Origin of the sequence: Micromonospora okii, assembly GCF_020884795.1 — a bacterium.
Taxonomy (GTDB): Bacteria; Actinomycetota; Actinomycetes; order Mycobacteriales; family Micromonosporaceae; genus Micromonospora; species Micromonospora okii.
In genome coordinates, this window is sequence record NZ_BBZF01000029.1 from 82,529 (window position 1) to 98,608 (window position 16,080).

Genomic DNA, 16,080 nt, shown 5'->3' on the forward strand with positions numbered 1-16,080 from the left:
TCACGCCCTGGCTCGGGTGAACCGGGCTCCCCAGTTGTGGATCTGTTCGAGCAGTTCGGGCGGGTCGAGGACGCGGAAGTCCGCGTCGAGCGTGCCCAATGCCATGGTCGGCCAGTCCAGGGAGTCGGCGGTCATCCGTACCCGGCAGTGCCCGGCGTCGAGCTCCTCGACGGTGGCCCAGCGGCCGATCCGCTCGCGCACCACAGCGGCGGGGGCGTCGACCAGGGCCTCCACGTGGTACAGGCGGGGCACCTTGCCCAGACTGGTGCGGACGAACTCGGCGGCGTCGGCGGCGGGCAGGTCGCGGGGCCGGAACCGAAAGCCGGTGCCGTGCGGCGCGGTGAGGCGGTCGATTCGGAAGCTGCGCCAGTGGTGCCGGGTGAGGTCGTAGGCGACCAGGTACCAGCGGCGGCCGAGGGAGACCAGCCGGTGCGGTTCGACGTGCCGGTCGGTGTGTCGGCCGTCGGCGGCGGTGTAGGAGAAGCGGAGGTGCTCGCCGTCCCGGCAGGCCAGCGCGACCGTGGTGAGCACGCCCGGATCGACGCCCGGCCGGGGCGGGCCGTCCCCGCCGGCGGGCAGGGTCATCGCGCGCAGCGCCTCGACCTGGCGTCGTAGCCGGGCCGGCATCACCTGCACCACCTTGGCCAGCATTCGCACCGAGGACTCGGCGAGGCCCTCCACCGCGCCGTGCCTTCGACGTCGGCGCCTCGCTCGGCGTCCCCGCGCTCACCGCACACCGCGCACTCACCGTCGCCGAGGACGGGCCACGCCGCCTGTACCCCGGCGTACTCGACGGCAAGGTGGTGCTTGCCGCCGGCGGGGCCGGCGCGGTCGGGTACGCAGTGATCCAGCTCGCTCGATGGGCCGGCGCCACCGTGATCGGCACGGTCAGCGGCCCGCAGAAGGCGAAGCTCGCCACTGCAGCGCTTCCCGCTGCACCGCACCGCCGACGCTCACCGCGCGGTGGAGACCGGCGCGGTCGGCAAGGTGCTGGTGGACGTTACGCCCTGAAGTTCAGCCGATGATCGCCTCGGTGGTGGCACGGGTCCGGAACTTCTGCGGCTGGGACGGAAGGCAACCCTTGACCGGGCAGTGGGTCTCGTTCAGAGAGGGTGGGACCTGTCAGTCGTGTTCACGCCAGGTCCGCAGCCGAACGAGGAAGGCCGCGAAGAGACCTGACTGAAGGGCAGGGGAGAAATGCGGGAAGACGATCTGCGGGACCTGATCGACAACTTTTCCCTGGTTTCAACGGCGCGACCGGCACTCATGGCGGCCGATTGCCGATAGTGTTCTCCACCACACTGTCCGCGCGTCCTGAAGGGTTCTGCCATGAGCTTTGATCGTCGGCGGCTGTCGCGAACTGTCGCCGCCGCGCTGCTGCTCCTCGCCGGAGTGGCTCTCCCCGCCGGCCCCGCCGAGGCGGCGAAGAGGGGGCCGGACCTCGCAATCGACGCGTCCGGGACAAGGATCCCGCTGGGAGTCGATAAGAAGGTCATCTATCTGAAGGTCAGCAACCTGGGGGACGAGACCCCGAGCGACGTCGTCGTCGGCGTCGACCAGCCGCCGGGGGACCCTGACCCCTTGCCGATCTCCCTGCTGTGGCATAGCGGGGGCGGGGGTACGGAGGGTGTGGGCGATTGCGACGGTGATTCCGATGGGTTCTACTGCCGGCTGTCGCCAGAGGTGATTCCGGGGCCGGGCGAAACCGTCGACGTTCCCATCGACGCAACCACCTACAGGGCTACGGAGCCCTACGAGGGCAAATTCCATGTCTCGGTCACCATCGCACCGGACAAGGACGCGAACCCGGCCGACAACGCCAAATGGTTCCCGCTGGAGCTGGTCGACCAGCCCAGTGCCGACCTCTCGTTGGTCGCCCGGGACGTGAAGCAGTCGGTGCGGACCGACGGCGACGGCACGCCCACGTCCACCGGGACGCTGCACCCCGGTGAGACGGGCGCGGTGTGGCACACCGTCGCCAACCAGGGCCGGAAGGCGGTCAGCGGAGTGCGGGTCAGGCTGCACCTGCCCAAGGGCGTGACCTTCACCAGGGCGCCGATCCAATGCGTGCTCGCCAACGCCGGACGGTCGGCGGTCTGCACCTACGAGAAACTCACACTCGTTCCGGCCGACGAGGACACCGATCCGAACGACACGATCTACTCGGCGGTCAAGCTGTACAACCTGGTGACGACTGCGGCATCCGCCACCGCGCCGGCCACCTTGCGGGGCGGAACCGTGCAGGTGGAGGGCCTCGCTGAGCGGTCGACGAACGACCGCTCCAAGCCTGCGCGGACCGAGCTGCCCGCGAACGCCGTCGCCGTACGGGTGGCCGACGCGGACCACAGCGACAATCAGGATGGGTTCGCCGTGGTGCTGGCCGCGAAGAGCGGCGGCGACGATGGCGGCGATGACGATGGCGACGACGATGGCGGCGGCGGCGGTGACGGCGGGTTGCCGGTCACGGGCCCGCAGGCCGGGCTGATCGGCGGCGTCGGCGTCGCCGCGCTGGTGGCTGGAGGCGTGTTGTTCCTCGCTGCCCGGCGTCGCCGGATGATCCTGGTGACTCCCGAGGACGAGAGGCCAGCAGCCTGATCTGCTTTGTCGGCCGGTGAGCGCCGTCGACGTGCGGGCGGGACGGGAAACCGTCCCGCACTGCCGTCACCGTCGGGGAGCGACGCTCCGATGTCCACAGTGTCCGGCAGCGACTCCGAAACTCGATGGCCCCGCCCGCCCGGCCGGTGCGATGATCGACATCTGGGTCGCTAGCTCAACTGGACAGAGCATTCGACTGAGTAGCGCGTCCGCTTTCCGCCTGCGCGGTCATGGCAGCGCTTCCTTCTCCTCTTTTGGATCGAAGGGTTCGGGGTTCGAGTCCCCGGCGACCCACTGTGCTGCGGCTGCAGGCCGGCAACCGCCGGAGTCGACCGGGACGGGGGACCACGTGCTCGAAAAGCTGATCATCCAGAGGACGCTGCGCGTACCGGCCAGCGACGGCGCGGCTGGCGACGGCACGACGGTGGCCCGGCAACTGGACGCGGCGCTGCTCGACGTCGGGTTCTCGGCGTCGCGGGCTCTGCTGGAGCACGTCGGCGCCCTGGCCCCCGGGCCGGCGATGGACCTCGCCGCCACGGTCGTGTCGGCGGTGCGTGAGCTGGTGGGCGATCACGTCCAGCACAACGCCTACTTCATCGGCTTCCCGAACGGCGTGCCGGACACCATCGAGTTCTGGACGGATCGGCTCCGGGCGGCCGTGCTCGCCGGCGGGGCAACGGCGACCGACGCGCAGCTACGGGACGCCGTCGCCTCGGGTGGGGTGAACCTGCTCGACCTGCCGGGTTACGGGACGTACCAGCACACCTACGCCGAGCTGTTGGCCGTGCACGACGCGCTGATCGCCGCAGCCGGTGACCGGCTGACGGTGCTGCGTCTCGGCGACGCGGCCGACGTGGAGGCGGCGCGGCTGTATCTGGCCCTCGCCGGCAGCGCGACGCCGCCCGGTGAGGCGGACCTCGCGATCCTCGGTGAACTCGCCGTCGCCTGCGTGGACGGTGCGCAGCCGGCCGAGGTCCCGGTGCGGGAGAACCGTGCCGTGCTCAACGGGATCCGGCTCGTCCTCGGCCGACCGCTGGTCGCCGTGGACACCGCGACCGACGTGCTGCGCCTCGCCTGCCACGTCTCCGGCGGGGACTCCTCGCTCGGGACATCCACGCGGTTCCGTGCCTTCCGGCGCCCGGAGCGGCGGATCCTGCTGGCCGCGCTGAACGAGGTCGTCGGGGCGAACCCGAACAAGCTCGGTGACGTCGTGCGCTACGCCGAGCGGTGGAAGCGGCTGGGGGAGCGGCTGCACCCGCACGAGTACGCCCAGTGGCCGTACGCGCAGGAGGTCTTCGCGGTCGCGCGGGGCGAGCGACGGGTACCCACCCTCGCCGGCCGGGCCGAGGCGGCGATCCGCGCCGGAGCCATCGGCCCGGCGGCTTCGGTGTTGTCGGCCGCGCCGGGCCTGCTCCTGCGGTCCGCGGACCGGCTGCTGCGGCTGGCGTCGCCTGCGGAGCGGGCCGCCGTCGTCGAGGCGGTCAGCGGTGCGCTCACCTCGGCGTCGGGCCGGGTGCTCCTCTCGCTGCGCGAGCATGTCGGCAACCGCCTGACGCCCGAGTCCGCCCGGATGTACGTGAACCGCTCGCGGCGCGCGTGGGTCGGGCCGGACCGACGGCCGCCGCTGCCCGCCTCGCTGGTGGCCGAGCTGTCGTCGCTGCTCGACGCCGAGATCAGCGCCCGCCTGCCGGCGCCGGAACGACCGCTGGTGGTGGACCCGGAGGTGCTCGACGTCGCACTGCCGCTGTCGGGCAAGGCGGCCGAGGGCGGATTCGCGGTGCTGCCGAGGGGCTCGCGGGCGGCGGTCTCCGGTGAGCTGCTGCGCTTCTTCACCTACTGGCGTCAGACGAGCCGTCGTACCGACTACGACCTGTCGGTGCTGCTGCTCGACGACGAGTTCCACAGCGCCGGCCAGGTGTCCTGGACGAACTACCACCACGACGGTGTGGTGCACTCCGGCGACGTCACCGACGCGGCGAACGGTGCGACCGAGTTCATCGACGTGCCCCTGACGGTTGGCGGGCGGTACGTGGTGCCGCAGGTCCACATCTTTGCGGGCGAGTCGTTCGACGAGGTCGCCGAGTCGATGTTCGGGTACCAGACCCGAGCCCGGGATCAGCGCGGTGCCCCGTTCGACGCGCGGACGGTGCGGGCGCGGTCGCACCTGCGCGGCCAGGGCCAGGTGGCGCTGCCGATGGTGTTCGCCAGGGGCGAGAGTGGCTGGCAGGCCGTGTGGCTGCACCTGTACCTGCGGGGCAGGCCGTCGTTCAACAGGGTCGAGGGGAACACGTTCACCACTGCCGACCGGGTACGGGCACTGATGGAGCGGCGGTACCTCACCGTCTCGTACCTCGTCGACCGGTGGCGCGCGAGGGGCGAGGTGACGACGTGGAACGGCCGGCTGCCGGACGAGCCGGTCACGTTCATCGGCATCGAGGTGCCCGAGGACCTACCGGAGGGATCGCAGACGTATACACTGGACCGGCTCAGCGAACTGATCCCTGAGTGAGCGGCGACAGCCGAGGCCATGCGGGCGCTTCCTACTATTCCGTTCGATTCGGGAACTCCGCGCAAGCGGAGATCTGGCGCTCAGCGCCCGCGCTCTCCTCGGCTCTCGCCCGCGAACCACAGATGGGAATCTGGTCCGATCGCTGTGGCAATCAATTGAGGTCGCATACTTCGCGCTTCCCTACGTTGAGGCGTCGGGGTTTGGCCTGACGATTCAAGACCTGTGATACGAATGACGACATGAGCACCATTCTGAGCATGGTTGCCGCAAATTTGTGTACGAATCCCCCCTCGGGCAGCACCCATACCTCCCACGGGCTTGCGCGGTACTGACGAACGGCCTCCCGGCTCCGCCGTGAACTGCCGTGACAGGTGATAAGTAGATCAACGTGCGCCTATTGATTAAGAATGTTTCCTATTGAATAATCGAGCTGGCACCGAAACCTGGCAGTCCCTCTCCCCGCCGGAGGTACCCGTGCTTCGACGTCTAGCCACCCTCGCCGCCGCGGCAGCCCTCGCCTGCGCCGGTACGTTCGCAATCGCCTCGCCCGCGCAGGCGGTCACCATCGATCTCACCTTCAGCCCGCTCCGGATCGGCGAATACTGCGCCGCGAAGGTCAGCAGCAGCGCGTGGATCGGCTTCTACGAGAGCAGCGGCCTGCGCTGCTACGGCAACGCCCTGGGCGGCGGGCTCGCGTTCGCCGGGCAGGGTGACCCGTACCTCGCCTGCAAGCACCTCACACTCGACGTGGTGATGGCCGCGCTGCGCGGTCCCTCAGACGTTCTGATCTGCCGTGTGATCCGCTGACTACGAGGTGGCGCGTGCCGTACGCGACACGCGCCACCTCGCGTTTGCCCCGCCGTTCCCGTTCGCCGCGCTGTGGCCGGTCGCCGTTCAGCCGCGCCGCCGCCAGGGACGAGCTGGATTTTGCGCCTATGACCGGCCGGCGCGTGCCAGCTCCGCCTCGATCGCGCCGGCCGCGCGGCTCAGTGCCGCGACCAGAGCCGGGAGCCGGTCGCGGTCGTAGCGGACCGAGGGCATCGACACCGAGAGCCCCGCGACGGCTGCGCCCCCGGCGTCGCGCACCGGCACGCCGACGGCGACCAGGCCACGCTCCGAGCGGCCCTGGTTGACCGCGAAGCCCTGCTTGCGGATTCGAACCAGTTTGGCGTGGAGCTTCGCGAGGTCAGGCCGGTCGTTCGGAAGGTCGGGACGGTCGGCCTCGGTGCCGGCCGGGTCCGAGTAGGCCGCCTCCAGCTCGGCCGGGCTCAGTTCGGCGAGGAGCAGGAGCCCACCGGTGGTGCGGTGGGCCGGGAAGACCATGCCCTCGCGCGAGCCCACCCTGAGGATCTGGGCGCATTCGACCGAGGCGATGAAGCGCGCCGTCGCGCCGGTGCGGATCGTGAGGTTCACCGACTCCTGCACCGTGTCGACGAGGCTGTGCAGGTGCGGCAGCGCGACGGACCGGAGCTGCGCGGTCTGGGAGGGGGAGCGCGCGGCGAGTTCGAGGACCGGTCCGGCGCGGTAGGTCCGGTTTTCGTCCTGCACCGCGAAGTCGCGGTAGACGAGCATCTGGAGCAGCCGGTGCGCGACGCCCGAGGGCATGCGCCGCCTCGTCGAGATCATGGTCTACGACAAGGCCCGCTTCGCCACGCCGGAGCTGTGCCGCCTGCGCTCGGAAGCCGCCCTCCAGCGCCCCGAGCACCTGCGCAACATCGCCGCCGTCGCCCCGAAGGCCCCGATCCCGATCTGGCTCGATCTGAACCGGGTCTCGGGCATCACCGCGCCCACGCTGCTGATCCACGGCCGCGACGACCGCGTGGTCTCCTTCGAGTCCACGCTCTTCCTCGCCGCCAACATTCCCGACTCCCGGGCCCACCTCATCAACCGCTGCGGCCACTGGGCCCAGCTCGAGCACGCCGACGAGTTCAACCGCCTCGTGGTCGACTTCGTCACCCACCACTGACCCGCGCCGCGCCGCCGGGGGACGACCCCGGCGACGCGGACGCCGCCGTCGCGCCGAAGGCTCCGTCCCGCGAGGGGACGGAGCCTTCGGCGCGCGACGGTCCCCTTCGGTCGGCTCCGAGGGGGACCGGCTCAGCAGGGAAACCGGCTCATCCGGCGGCCGGAGCTCGTCCGGCGGCCAGGGTGAGCGCGATGTCGATGATCATGTCCTCCTGGCCGCCCACGAGCCGCCGCCGCCCGCACTCCATCAGGATGTCGCGGACGTCGACCCCGTAGAGCGCGGAGGCGTTCTCGGCGTGCCGCAGGAAGGACGAGTAGACACCGGCGTACCCCAGGGTGAGGGTCTCCCGGTCGACCCGGACGGGCCGGTCCTGCAACGGCCGGACGATGTCGTCGGCGGCGTCCTGGAGCTTGAACAGGTCGCAGCCGTGCGTGAAGCCCGACACGTCGGCCACCGCGACGAACGCCTCGATGGGGCAGTTGCCGGCGCCGGCGCCGTGGCCCGCCAGCGAGGCGTCGACACGCGTGGCGCCGTTCTCGACGGCGACCACGGAGTTGGCCACCGACAGCGAGAGGTTCTCGTGGGCGTGGATGCCGATCTCGGTGGCGGGGTCGAGCACGTCGCGGTAGGCGCGGATCCGGGCCGCCACGTCGTTCATTGTCAGCCGGCCGCCGGAGTCGGTGACGTAGACGCAGTGGGCGCCGTAGGACTCCATGAGCCTGGCCTGCCGGGCCAGTTCCTCGGGCGGCGCCATGTGGGAGAGCATGAGGAAGCCGGAGACGTCCATGCCCATCTCGCGGGCCGCGGCGATGTGCTGGGCGGAGACGTCGGCCTCGGTGCAGTGCGTGGCCACCCGGACCGAGCGCACGCCGAGTTCGTAGGCGCGCCTCAGCTCGTGGACGGTGCCCACCCCGGGCAGCAGCAGCGTGGTCAGCCGGGCGTTCCTGAGCACCGACGCGGCGGCCTCGATCCACTCCCAGTCGGTGTGGGAGCCGGGGCCGTAGTTGACCGAGCCGCCGGCGAGGCCGTCACCGTGGGCGACCTCGATCGCATCGACTCCCGCCTCGTCCAGCGCGGCGACGATGCGCTTCACGTCGGCGGGAGTGATCCGGTGGCGGATGGCGTGCATGCCGTCGCGCAGGGTGACGTCCTGGACGAAGATCGAAGTACTCACGGCTGCACCTTCTGGGCTGCGATGCGCTCCGCCACCTGAATGGCGGCGGAGGTCATGATGTCGAGATTCCCCGCGTACGCCGGGAGGTAGTGCGCGGCGCCCTCGACCTCGAGGAACACCGACACCTGGTGGGTCGGACGCGAGACGCCCCCGGGAAGCAGCGTGTGCACCGGCTGGTCCCCGGCGATCTCCGTGATCTGGACCTGCTGCTTGAGCCGGTAGCCGGGGACGTAGGCGGCCACGTCGGCGACCATCTTGCCGATGCTCTGCCGGATCTGCTCGTGCAGCGCCGCGCTCGGGGCGTCGACGAGCGCGAAGACGGTGTCCCGCATGATCAGCGGCGGCTCCGCCGGATTGAGGATGATGATCGCCTTGCCGCGCCCGGCGCCGCCGACCTGGACGATCGCGGCCGAGGTGGTCTCGGTGAACTCGTCGATGTTCGCTCGCGTACCCGGGCCGGCGGACCTGCTCGCGATCGACGCGACGATCTCGGCGTAGTGCACCGGCGCGACCCGGGAGATCGCGGCGACGATCGGAATGGTCGCCTGGCCACCGCAGGTGACCATGTTGACGTTCGGCGCGTGCAGATGCTCGTCGAGGTTGACCGCCGGAACGACGTACGGCCCGATGGCCGCCGGCGTCAGGTCGATCAGCCGCTTGCCCAGGGGCTGCAGCCTGCCGGCGTTGTACTCGTGGGCCTTGGCGGAGGTGGCGTCGAAGACGATCTCGATGTCGTCGAACCCGGGGAGCCCCGTCAGCCCGTCGACGCCCTCGGCGGTGGTGGCGACGCCGAGCCGACGGGCTCGCGCGAGCCCGTCGGAGTCGGGGTCGATACCGACCATCGCGCCCATCTCCAGGTGCTGCGACGCGCGCAGCACCTTGATCATCAGATCGGTGCCGATGTTGCCCGACCCGATGATGGCGACCTTCGTCCTCGTCATCACTGCTCCTTACCGAGGGTGAACCGGACCGTGCCGATCGGGGCCACCGTGGCCTGGACGGCGCTCCCGGCGTCGACGGACCGCATGGGGCCGAGGGCGCCGGAGAGGATCACCTGGCCGGCGCGCAGCGGTTCCCCGAACTCACGCACCTGACGGGCCAGCCACTGGACGGCGACGAGGGGGTCGCCCAGACAGGCCGCCCCGGTGCCGGTGGAGACCTCCTCGCCGTCGACGACCAGCCGCATCACGGCGTCGCGCGGCTCGAAGTCGGCAAGGCTCCTCCGGTCCCGGCCGAGCACGAAGGCACCCCCCGAGGCGTTGTCGGCGACCGTGTCGGCGAAGCTGATGTCCCAGTTCTCGACACGGCTGCCGCAGATCTCGATCGCCGCGACCGCGTAGTCGATCGCGCGGCGGATCTGCGGGAGCGACAGGTCGCCCTCGGCGAGGTCCTCCTTCAGCACGAAGGCGATCTCCGCCTCGGCGCGCGGCTGCAGGACCGAGCCGGCGGGAACGACGTCGCCGTCGGCGTACCGCATGTCGTCGAAGAGGGTGCCGAAGTCGGGCTGGTCCACGCCCAGTTGGGCCTGGACCGCCTCCGAGGTGAGGCCGATCTTGCTGCCCACCACGCGGGCGCCGTCGGCGACCCATGCCTGGGTGATGCGCTGCTGGACGGCGTACGCCGCGTGTACGTCCTCGCGGCCGATCAGGTCCCGCACCGGCGGGCACGGCACGCCGACGGACTGAGCGGTGCGGAGCCGGTCGGCTGCCTGGGTCACCGCGTCCTCGGTCACCGGGATATGGGTCATGCCGACCACACTCGCAGCGCGACGGGCGGCGACCAAGGGAAACGTTCCACCCAGCGATACGCTCTTCGAGTGGATCCGCAGCTCAAGACGGTGCTGGGCAAGGCCGTGGCCATCCTGCGTTCGTTCACGGGCGACGACCGGGTCCTCAGCCTGGCCGAGCTGGTGCGACGCACCGGGCTGCCCAAGGCCACGGTCAGCCGCGTCGCCGCGGACCTGGTCGCGCACCGGCTCCTGGACCGGGACCCGTACGGTTACCGGCTCTCCGGAGGGCTGTTCGAGCTCGGCCTGCGCGCCTCCGTGGAGCGCACGCTGCTGGAGCTGGCCATGCCCTTCCTCCAGGACCTGTACGAACGCACCCACGAGACCGTTCACCTCGGCGTCCGCGACGGCGACGAGGTCGTCTACATCGCCAAGATCGGCGGCCATCGTCAGGCCGCCAGCCCCTCGCGCACCGGCGGGCGCATGCCCCTCTACTGCACGGCGATCGGGAAGGTGCTGCTCGCCCACGCCGCACCCGAGCTGCGCCGTCAGGTCCTGGGCGGCCCCCTCGAACGGCGCACGCCGCACACGATCGTGGCGCCGGGGATGCTGGAACGCCAGCTCGGGAACGTACTAGAGGCGGGGGTCGCCTTCGAGCACGAGGAGTCGGCCCCCGGGCTGCTCTGCGTGGCCGCCCCGGTCCTCGACACGGAGGGCCGCACCGACCTCGCGATCAGCGTGTCCGGCCCCGTGGGCCGGTTCCGCCCCGACGTCCACGTCAACGCGATCCGCGCGGCGGCCACCGGCCTGGCCAACCAACTCGCCGGTCGCCGCCTCCGCTGACCGGGAAACCCCAGGTCAGGAAGAAGACCAGGTCGGTCAGCCCGGGTACGTCCGACGGCTCCTACTCGACCTCGCTGTCCTCCGGACCGCTCCTGGCCAGGGCGGCGAGTGTCGCCAGCGCCGTGGCGAGGGTGCCGAGCGGCGGCGCTGACAGGGCGAGGCGTACGGCGTTGGGTGCGTGAGCCACGACGACGGTGAAGGCGGCGCCGGGGGTGACCGCGATGCCACGACGGGCGGCGGCCGCGACGAAGGTGTCGGCCCGCCACGGGTCGGGCAGCCGCCACCAGCAGTGGAAGGCCTGCGGGTCGGCGGCGACGGCGAACGTGGCGAGGTGCTCGCGTAGGAGCTGCTGGCGTGCCGCCGCGTCGCGGCGTTTGATCTCCTGGAGGGTCGCGACGGTGCCTTCGGTGAGCCATCGCGTCGCGGCCCCGACGGCGAATCGCGGGGCGGTCCAGCCGCCGGAGCGCAACGCCGAGGCGACCCGGCCGCCGATCGATTCCGGTGTGACCGCGAAGCCGACGGTCAGACCCGGGGCCACCCGCTTCGAGAGGCTGTCGACGACGATGACGTGTTCCGGCGCGAACGCGGCCAGCGGCGGCGGGCCGTCGCGGAGGAACGCGTAGATGCGGTCCTCGACCGCGTAGATCCCGAGCTCCCGGAGAGTGGCCGCGATTTCCGCGCGCCGCTGTTCGGGCATGGTGACACCGAGTGGATTGTGCAGCGTCGGCTGGAGATAGACCGCACGCAGCGGCCCGGCCGACCGGATGGCCTCCGGGAGCACCCCGCACTCGTCCATGGTGAGCGGGACCAGCGTGATGCCGAGTCGGGAGGCGATGCCCTTGACCAGGGGGTAGGTCAGCTCCTCCACGCCGACGCGGTCACCGGCCGGGACGAGGGCCGCGAGCGCGGCCGCGATCGCCTGCCGCCCGTTGCCCGCGAGCAGCAGGCGTCCGGGATCGGGGATCCAGCCCGGTTGGGACATCATCGCCGCCGCCGCCTCCCGCACCGCTGGCGTGCCTGCCGCGCCCATGGGGATGAGCTCTCCCGCGAGCACGTCGGGGCGCAGCATTCCGCCCAGGCTCTCCGCGAGGAGCGCGGGCTGCTCCGGGGGCATGGGGAAGTTCAGCTCCAGGTCCACCCGTGCGCGGGCCGGCTCGGCGAGTGCGGGCTCGCTCGACGGCGCGGCAGCGCGCACGAACGTGCCCCGCCCCGTCTCGCCGACCGCGAGGCCGCGGCGGATCAGCTCGCCGTACACCCGCGCCGCCGTGGAGCTGGCGATGCCGTGCCTGCGGGCGAAGTGCCGCTGCGGCGGCAGTCGGTCCCCGGCCCTGAGCCGACCGGAGGCGATCTCCGCCGCGAGCACGTCCGCGATCCGCCGGTAGTCGTCCATCTCATCTCCAACGATATTGCACCGAGTGCAATTTCTTCATTGCACCGAGATATTGCCTCCCATAGCATCGAGCCGTCAAGCCTGGCCAATCGGGAAGGAGCCACTATGGACACGTTCGTCACCGGACAGGTCGCCATCGCATATGACGACCACCACCCCGAGGGCAACGGGCCGCCGCTGGTGCTCATCCACGGGCACCCCTTCGATCGCTCGATGTGGGCACCCCAGGTCGAGCACGTCGGCCGGGGCGGGCGCCGGGTGATCGTCCCGGATCTGCGCGGCTACGGCCGGAGCACCGTCGTCCCGGGCAGAACACCGTTGCAGACCTTCGCCCAGGACGTCGCCGACCTTCTCGACCACCTCGGCGTCGCAGAGATCGTCCTCGGTGGCCTGTCCATGGGCGGACAGATCGTCATGGAGTTTCATCGCCTGTTTCCGGACCGGCTGCGCGGCCTCGTGCTCGCCGACACCGCCCCGCAGGCGGAGACCGAGGAGGGCAGGCGAGCCCGCGACGCCATGGCCGACCGACTGCTCCGGGAGGGTATGGGCGGCTACGCGAACGAGGTCCTGGCCAAGATGGTGGCGCCCGCCAACATCCGGCGGTTCCCCGCGGTGACCGGGCACGTCCTCGACATGATGCGGAGGACGCCGCCGGACGGCGCAGCCGCCGCGCTGCGCGGCCGCGCAACGCGCCCCGACTATACGGCGTCACTGGCGCGCGTCCGCGTGCCCACCCTCATCGTCGTCGGCAGCGACGACGAGTTCACCCCGGTCGACGACGCCCGGCTCATGCACCGGCTCATCCCCGACTCCACGCTCGTCGTCATCGAGGACACCGCGCACATGCCCAACCTCGAACGGCCGGCCGAATTCAACGAGGCGCTGGGCAAGTTCCTCGACTCGATCCCCCAGGAGCGATGAAGCCCATGACCACGACCGCGTTCGTGACCGGGGCCAGCACCGGCTTCGGCGCCGCGATCACCCGCCGCCTGGCGGCCGACGGCGCCCGCGTCGTCGCGTCGGCGCGGAGAGTGGACCTGCTCGTCAAGGTGGCGACCGACTACCCGAACACCGTCCACCCGCTCGCACTGGACGTCCGGGACAGGACGGCGGTCGAGCGCGCGATCGCGACCCTGCCGGCCGCGTTCGCCGAGATCGACCTGCTGGTCAACAACGCCGGTCTCGCCAAGGGACTGCAACCCGCTCACGACGCCGACCCGGACGACTGGGACCAGATGCTCGACACCAACTGTAGGGGCCTCATGTACTGCACCCGGGCGATCCTCCCCGGCATGGTGGCGCGCGGCCGTGGCCACGTGGTCAACGTGGGCTCGGTCGCTGGCACCTACCCCTACCCCGGAGGCAACGTCTACGGCGCGACCAAGGCCTTCGTCCACCAGTTCAGCCAGAACCTGCGCAGTGACCTGCACGGCACCGGCGTCCGCGTCACCTGCGTCGAACCCGGCATGTGCGGGGACACCGAATTCTCCACCGTACGGTTCGACGGGGATCGGGAGCGGGCCGATGCCGTCTACGCCGGAATGCGGCCGCTCGGCCCCGCCGACATCGCCGAAGCGGTGTCCTGGGCGACGTCACAGCCGGCGCACGTCAACATCAACGTCATCGAGCTCATGCCCGTCGCCCAGAGCTTCGCACCGTTTCAGGTGCACCGAGACCTTCCCACGCCGGCCTGATCCGGGCAGGCGGTGCTCATGCCCGCACGTCGACCCCGCCCCGCCCGGGTGTGGACCGGCCCGGTTCCGAGGGTGGTGAAGAACGTCTCGGCCAACGAGGTGGGCCGCCGGACCGCCGGGCAGGCGGGAAGCGATACTGACGTGGTGGACGCACCGGCTCGCCGTACCGCCCGGCTCATGGCGGCGGGCACGACCTCCGACGCGGGCAGGAGCCTCGTGACGACCGCCCTGTGCCGGGCGTTCGCGCGGCGCGGCGTCAGGGTCGCCGTGAGCGGACCTCGCGCGTGAGGGTCCTCGTGCTCGGCGGAACGGGCGAGGCCCGCGCCCTGGCAGCCGCGCTCGTCGAGGACGGTGCCGACGTGGTGACCTCCCTCGCGGGACGTGTCGCGCGTCCCCGGCTGCCCGTCGGACAGGTGCGGGTCGGTGGCTTCGGCGGCGTCGACGGGCTGGCGGCGTACCTGGGGGAGACCGGGGTGGACGCCGTCGTCGACGCGACACACCCCTTCGCGGAGAGGATCAGCGCGAACGCGGCCGCGGCGTGCCCGGCGGTCGGCGTTCCGCTGCTCCGCCTGGAGCGCCCCGGCTGGGCTGGCCGGCCCGACGCCTCCGGCTGGCACTGGGCCGGCGACCACGACGAGGCCGCCCACCTGGCCGCGGGGCTGGGGAAACGCCCGTTCCTCACCGTCGGGCGGCAGTCGCTCGACCGTTTCGTCGAGCCGCTGCGCCGCCACGCGTGCCTCGTGCGCGTGGTGGACGAGCCGGAGATCCGTCTCCCGGCCGCCTGGCTGCTGCTGCGCAGCCGTGGCCCGTACACGCTCGACCACGAGCGGCAGGTGATGGCGGACGCGGACGTCCTGGTGACGAAGGACTCCGGTGGCGACCACACCGTCGCGAAGCTCGACGTCGCGGCCGAGCGGGCGCTGCCGGTGGTCGTCGTCCGCCGGGCCGGCCCGCCGGACGGCGTGCGGGTCGTCGGCGACGTCGACGCGGCGCTGGCCTGGGTGCGGGCGTCGCCGGCGCGCTGACCGCAGCCGCGCAGCCGACGGGGCGGCTCACAGCGTGGCGGCCAGCTCCCGGCGGCGCAGCCGCTCGGCGGCCCGGTCCGCGTCCCGCCCGACCAGGCCGGTCAGCGCGAAGCCGAGGACGACCCACATCGCGGCCATGGTCACGATCGACGAGCGGCGGAAGTTCCAGAGCGTGTCGGCCGGGAAGTCGCCGGCCTCGTTGACCGTCGGCAGGGCGGCGCCGGCGATCACGACCACCACGAGGTACGCGGCGGCACCGGCCAGCACCGCGCCGTACGCGCCCAGCCGGGGCAGGAGCCGTCGGGCCAGGAGCACCGCGCCGATCGCCGCGACGAGGCTCAGCGCCCAGAAGCCGAAGTACAGGGCGGTCCGCTCGCGGATCGTGTCGCCCGAGCCCACCGCCGGGGGCGTGGCGGGGTACTTGAGGAAGGGCACCAGCGCCGTGGCGACGAAGCCGACGCCGACCACGATCGCCGTGGAGGCCCGCGCGGAGAGCCTGCCCAGACGCCCGACAGCGAACGCGGCAGCGAGCGCCGTGGCGCCGCCGAGGACGGCGCCCAGCAGGACGGTGCCGGTCGCCAGGCCCCAGGTCGACTGCGTGTCGCGGGAGACCTCGGCCTCCTCGCCGTGGCTGTGTGGTTGCCCGGCGGTTGCGGCGTCGTGCGGGTGCCCGTCCTCGGCCGGGCCCGCCTCCTCCAGGGCGATGGCGGCGTTGACGTGGGGCTCGGCGACGACGTAGGCGACGAGGAAGGCCGCGAAGCCGGCGATCAGGCCGGCCAGCAGGCCGTGTACGAGGAAGGTACGAGGGGCCATCGGGGGTCCGTTCGAGAGCCGGCCGCAGGCAGCACGAGCCGCCGGCGGGGCCGGGAGAGGGAGGAAGACGAATCCGGCCGACCGGACGCCAGACGCGCGAGCGTCAGTGGCAGGGGTAGCCCAGGACGTGCCGTGCGTCGTGCACGAACTCGTGGACGGCGGTGCCCTCGAAGACGGAGAACGCTCCCTGCTCGGCGCCCACGAAGAACAGGACGACGGCGGTGAGCAGCGCGAAGAACAGCGCCCAGGGGGCGATCTCGCGCACGGGGATGGTGGGAACGGCGGCCGGAGCGGCCGTGGTCGCCTGAGACATGACACTCCTCGGGAATTCTGCGTCCCATCGAT

16 protein-coding genes, 1 tRNA gene and 1 pseudogene are annotated in these 16,080 nt (G+C 71.8%); 10 read left to right on the forward strand and 8 right to left on the reverse strand.

Going from position 1 to position 16,080, the window contains the following annotated elements:
* Positions 1 to 681, reverse strand: a complete 681-nt coding sequence (locus LPU43_RS27005) for a helix-turn-helix transcriptional regulator (RefSeq protein ID WP_229403364.1) — start codon at positions 679 to 681, stop codon at positions 1 to 3.
* Between the two features lie 8 nt (positions 682 to 689).
* Here LPU43_RS27005 and LPU43_RS27010 point away from each other — a divergent pair.
* The 5 genes and pseudogenes from LPU43_RS27010 to LPU43_RS27030 all read left to right on the forward strand — a co-directional run.
* Positions 690 to 926: pseudogene (locus LPU43_RS27010) on the forward strand (NADPH:quinone reductase); the annotation flags it as partial.
* A 403-nt stretch (positions 927 to 1,329) separates the two neighbouring features.
* A complete protein-coding gene (locus LPU43_RS27015; protein WP_229403365.1) occupies positions 1,330 to 2,595 on the forward strand; it encodes a COG1361 family protein in 1,266 nt (421 codons plus the stop codon).
* A 164-nt stretch (positions 2,596 to 2,759) separates the two neighbouring features.
* Positions 2,760 to 2,889 (forward strand) — tRNA-OTHER (locus LPU43_RS27020).
* A gap of 55 nt (positions 2,890 to 2,944) precedes the next feature.
* Entirely contained in the window at positions 2,945 to 5,104 is a 2,160-nt protein-coding gene (locus tag LPU43_RS27025) for a TerD family protein (protein ID WP_229403366.1), read from the forward strand.
* 474 nt (positions 5,105 to 5,578) lie between these two features.
* Positions 5,579 to 5,911, forward strand: coding sequence for a hypothetical protein (locus tag LPU43_RS27030; RefSeq protein WP_229403367.1), 333 nt, complete (start codon positions 5,579 to 5,581; stop codon positions 5,909 to 5,911).
* 126 nt (positions 5,912 to 6,037) lie between these two features.
* On the opposite strand, the gene LPU43_RS27035 is transcribed toward LPU43_RS27030, so the two are convergent.
* Entirely contained in the window at positions 6,038 to 6,709 is a 672-nt protein-coding gene (locus tag LPU43_RS27035) for an IclR family transcriptional regulator (RefSeq protein WP_229403368.1), read from the reverse strand.
* On the opposite strand from LPU43_RS27035, the gene LPU43_RS27040 reads away from it, so the two are divergent.
* On the forward strand, positions 6,708 to 7,070 hold the full coding sequence (locus LPU43_RS27040; RefSeq protein WP_229403369.1) for an alpha/beta fold hydrolase: 363 nt from the start codon (positions 6,708 to 6,710) through the stop codon (positions 7,068 to 7,070). The genes LPU43_RS27035 and LPU43_RS27040 overlap by 2 nt on opposite strands.
* Before the next feature lie 148 nt (positions 7,071 to 7,218).
* Here the strand turns inward: LPU43_RS27040 and dmpG are convergent, their stop codons facing one another.
* From dmpG to LPU43_RS27055, 3 genes are read right to left on the reverse strand one after another with little or no spacing between them, the layout of a single operon-like run.
* Positions 7,219 to 8,244, reverse strand: coding sequence for a 4-hydroxy-2-oxovalerate aldolase (gene dmpG / locus LPU43_RS27045; protein ID WP_255686659.1), 1,026 nt, complete (start codon positions 8,242 to 8,244; stop codon positions 7,219 to 7,221).
* On the reverse strand, positions 8,241 to 9,185 hold the full coding sequence (locus LPU43_RS27050) for an acetaldehyde dehydrogenase (acetylating) (RefSeq protein WP_229403370.1): 945 nt from the start codon (positions 9,183 to 9,185) through the stop codon (positions 8,241 to 8,243). Before LPU43_RS27050 ends, dmpG begins: the two co-directional genes overlap by 4 nt.
* Positions 9,185 to 9,991: a 2-keto-4-pentenoate hydratase gene (locus LPU43_RS27055; RefSeq protein WP_229403371.1), complete on the reverse strand. Its 807-nt coding sequence runs from the start codon at positions 9,989 to 9,991 to the stop codon at positions 9,185 to 9,187. The genes LPU43_RS27050 and LPU43_RS27055 overlap by 1 nt, the downstream gene beginning before the upstream one ends.
* A gap of 69 nt (positions 9,992 to 10,060) precedes the next feature.
* On the opposite strand from LPU43_RS27055, the gene LPU43_RS27060 reads away from it, so the two are divergent.
* The gene (locus LPU43_RS27060; RefSeq protein ID WP_229403372.1) at positions 10,061 to 10,813 is read left to right on the forward strand and encodes an IclR family transcriptional regulator; all 753 of its coding nucleotides are present in this window, start codon (positions 10,061 to 10,063) and stop codon (positions 10,811 to 10,813) included.
* A 61-nt stretch (positions 10,814 to 10,874) separates the two neighbouring features.
* Here LPU43_RS27060 and LPU43_RS27065 read toward each other — a convergent pair whose 3' ends face one another.
* On the reverse strand, positions 10,875 to 12,203 hold the full coding sequence (locus LPU43_RS27065) for an aminotransferase-like domain-containing protein (protein WP_229403373.1): 1,329 nt from the start codon (positions 12,201 to 12,203) through the stop codon (positions 10,875 to 10,877).
* Between the two features lie 105 nt (positions 12,204 to 12,308).
* On the opposite strand from LPU43_RS27065, the gene LPU43_RS27070 reads away from it, so the two are divergent.
* The 3 genes from LPU43_RS27070 to LPU43_RS27080 all read left to right on the forward strand — a co-directional run bounded on the left by LPU43_RS27070 (position 12,309) and on the right by LPU43_RS27080 (position 14,922).
* Positions 12,309 to 13,124: an alpha/beta fold hydrolase gene (locus LPU43_RS27070; protein WP_229403374.1), complete on the forward strand. Its 816-nt coding sequence runs from the start codon at positions 12,309 to 12,311 to the stop codon at positions 13,122 to 13,124.
* Between the two features lie 5 nt (positions 13,125 to 13,129).
* Positions 13,130 to 13,897 (forward strand): SDR family oxidoreductase, encoded by a 768-nt coding sequence (locus tag LPU43_RS27075; protein ID WP_229403375.1) that lies wholly within the window; start codon positions 13,130 to 13,132, stop codon positions 13,895 to 13,897.
* Between the two features lie 284 nt (positions 13,898 to 14,181).
* Positions 14,182 to 14,922, forward strand: a complete 741-nt coding sequence (locus LPU43_RS27080; RefSeq protein WP_229403376.1) for a cobalt-precorrin-6A reductase — start codon at positions 14,182 to 14,184, stop codon at positions 14,920 to 14,922.
* Positions 14,923 to 14,949: 27 nt separating this feature from the next.
* Here the strand turns inward: LPU43_RS27080 and LPU43_RS27085 are convergent, their stop codons facing one another.
* Entirely contained in the window at positions 14,950 to 15,735 is a 786-nt protein-coding gene (locus LPU43_RS27085; protein ID WP_229403377.1) for a CbtA family protein, read from the reverse strand.
* A gap of 103 nt (positions 15,736 to 15,838) precedes the next feature.
* Entirely contained in the window at positions 15,839 to 16,048 is a 210-nt protein-coding gene (locus LPU43_RS27090; protein ID WP_229403378.1) for a CbtB domain-containing protein, read from the reverse strand.
* Between the last annotated feature and the right edge of the window lie 32 nt (positions 16,049 to 16,080).

Coding starts and splice junctions, on each gene's coding strand:
- LPU43_RS27070 (WP_229403374.1), top strand. CDS start 12,309: ATGGACACGTTCGTCACCGGACAGGTCGCCATCGCATATGACGACCAC.
- LPU43_RS27015 (WP_229403365.1), top strand. CDS start 1,330: ATGAGCTTTGATCGTCGGCGGCTGTCGCGAACTGTCGCCGCCGCGCTG.
- LPU43_RS27075 (WP_229403375.1), top strand. CDS start 13,130: ATGACCACGACCGCGTTCGTGACCGGGGCCAGCACCGGCTTCGGCGCC.
- LPU43_RS27055 (WP_229403371.1), bottom strand. CDS start 9,991: ATGACCCATATCCCGGTGACCGAGGACGCGGTGACCCAGGCAGCCGAC.
- LPU43_RS27040 (WP_229403369.1), top strand. CDS start 6,708: ATGCGCCGCCTCGTCGAGATCATGGTCTACGACAAGGCCCGCTTCGCC.
- LPU43_RS27065 (WP_229403373.1), bottom strand. CDS start 12,203: ATGGACGACTACCGGCGGATCGCGGACGTGCTCGCGGCGGAGATCGCC.
- LPU43_RS27090 (WP_229403378.1), bottom strand. CDS start 16,048: ATGTCTCAGGCGACCACGGCCGCTCCGGCCGCCGTTCCCACCATCCCC.
- LPU43_RS27035 (WP_229403368.1), bottom strand. CDS start 6,709: ATGCCCTCGGGCGTCGCGCACCGGCTGCTCCAGATGCTCGTCTACCGC.
- LPU43_RS27050 (WP_229403370.1), bottom strand. CDS start 9,185: ATGACGAGGACGAAGGTCGCCATCATCGGGTCGGGCAACATCGGCACC.
- LPU43_RS27085 (WP_229403377.1), bottom strand. CDS start 15,735: ATGGCCCCTCGTACCTTCCTCGTACACGGCCTGCTGGCCGGCCTGATC.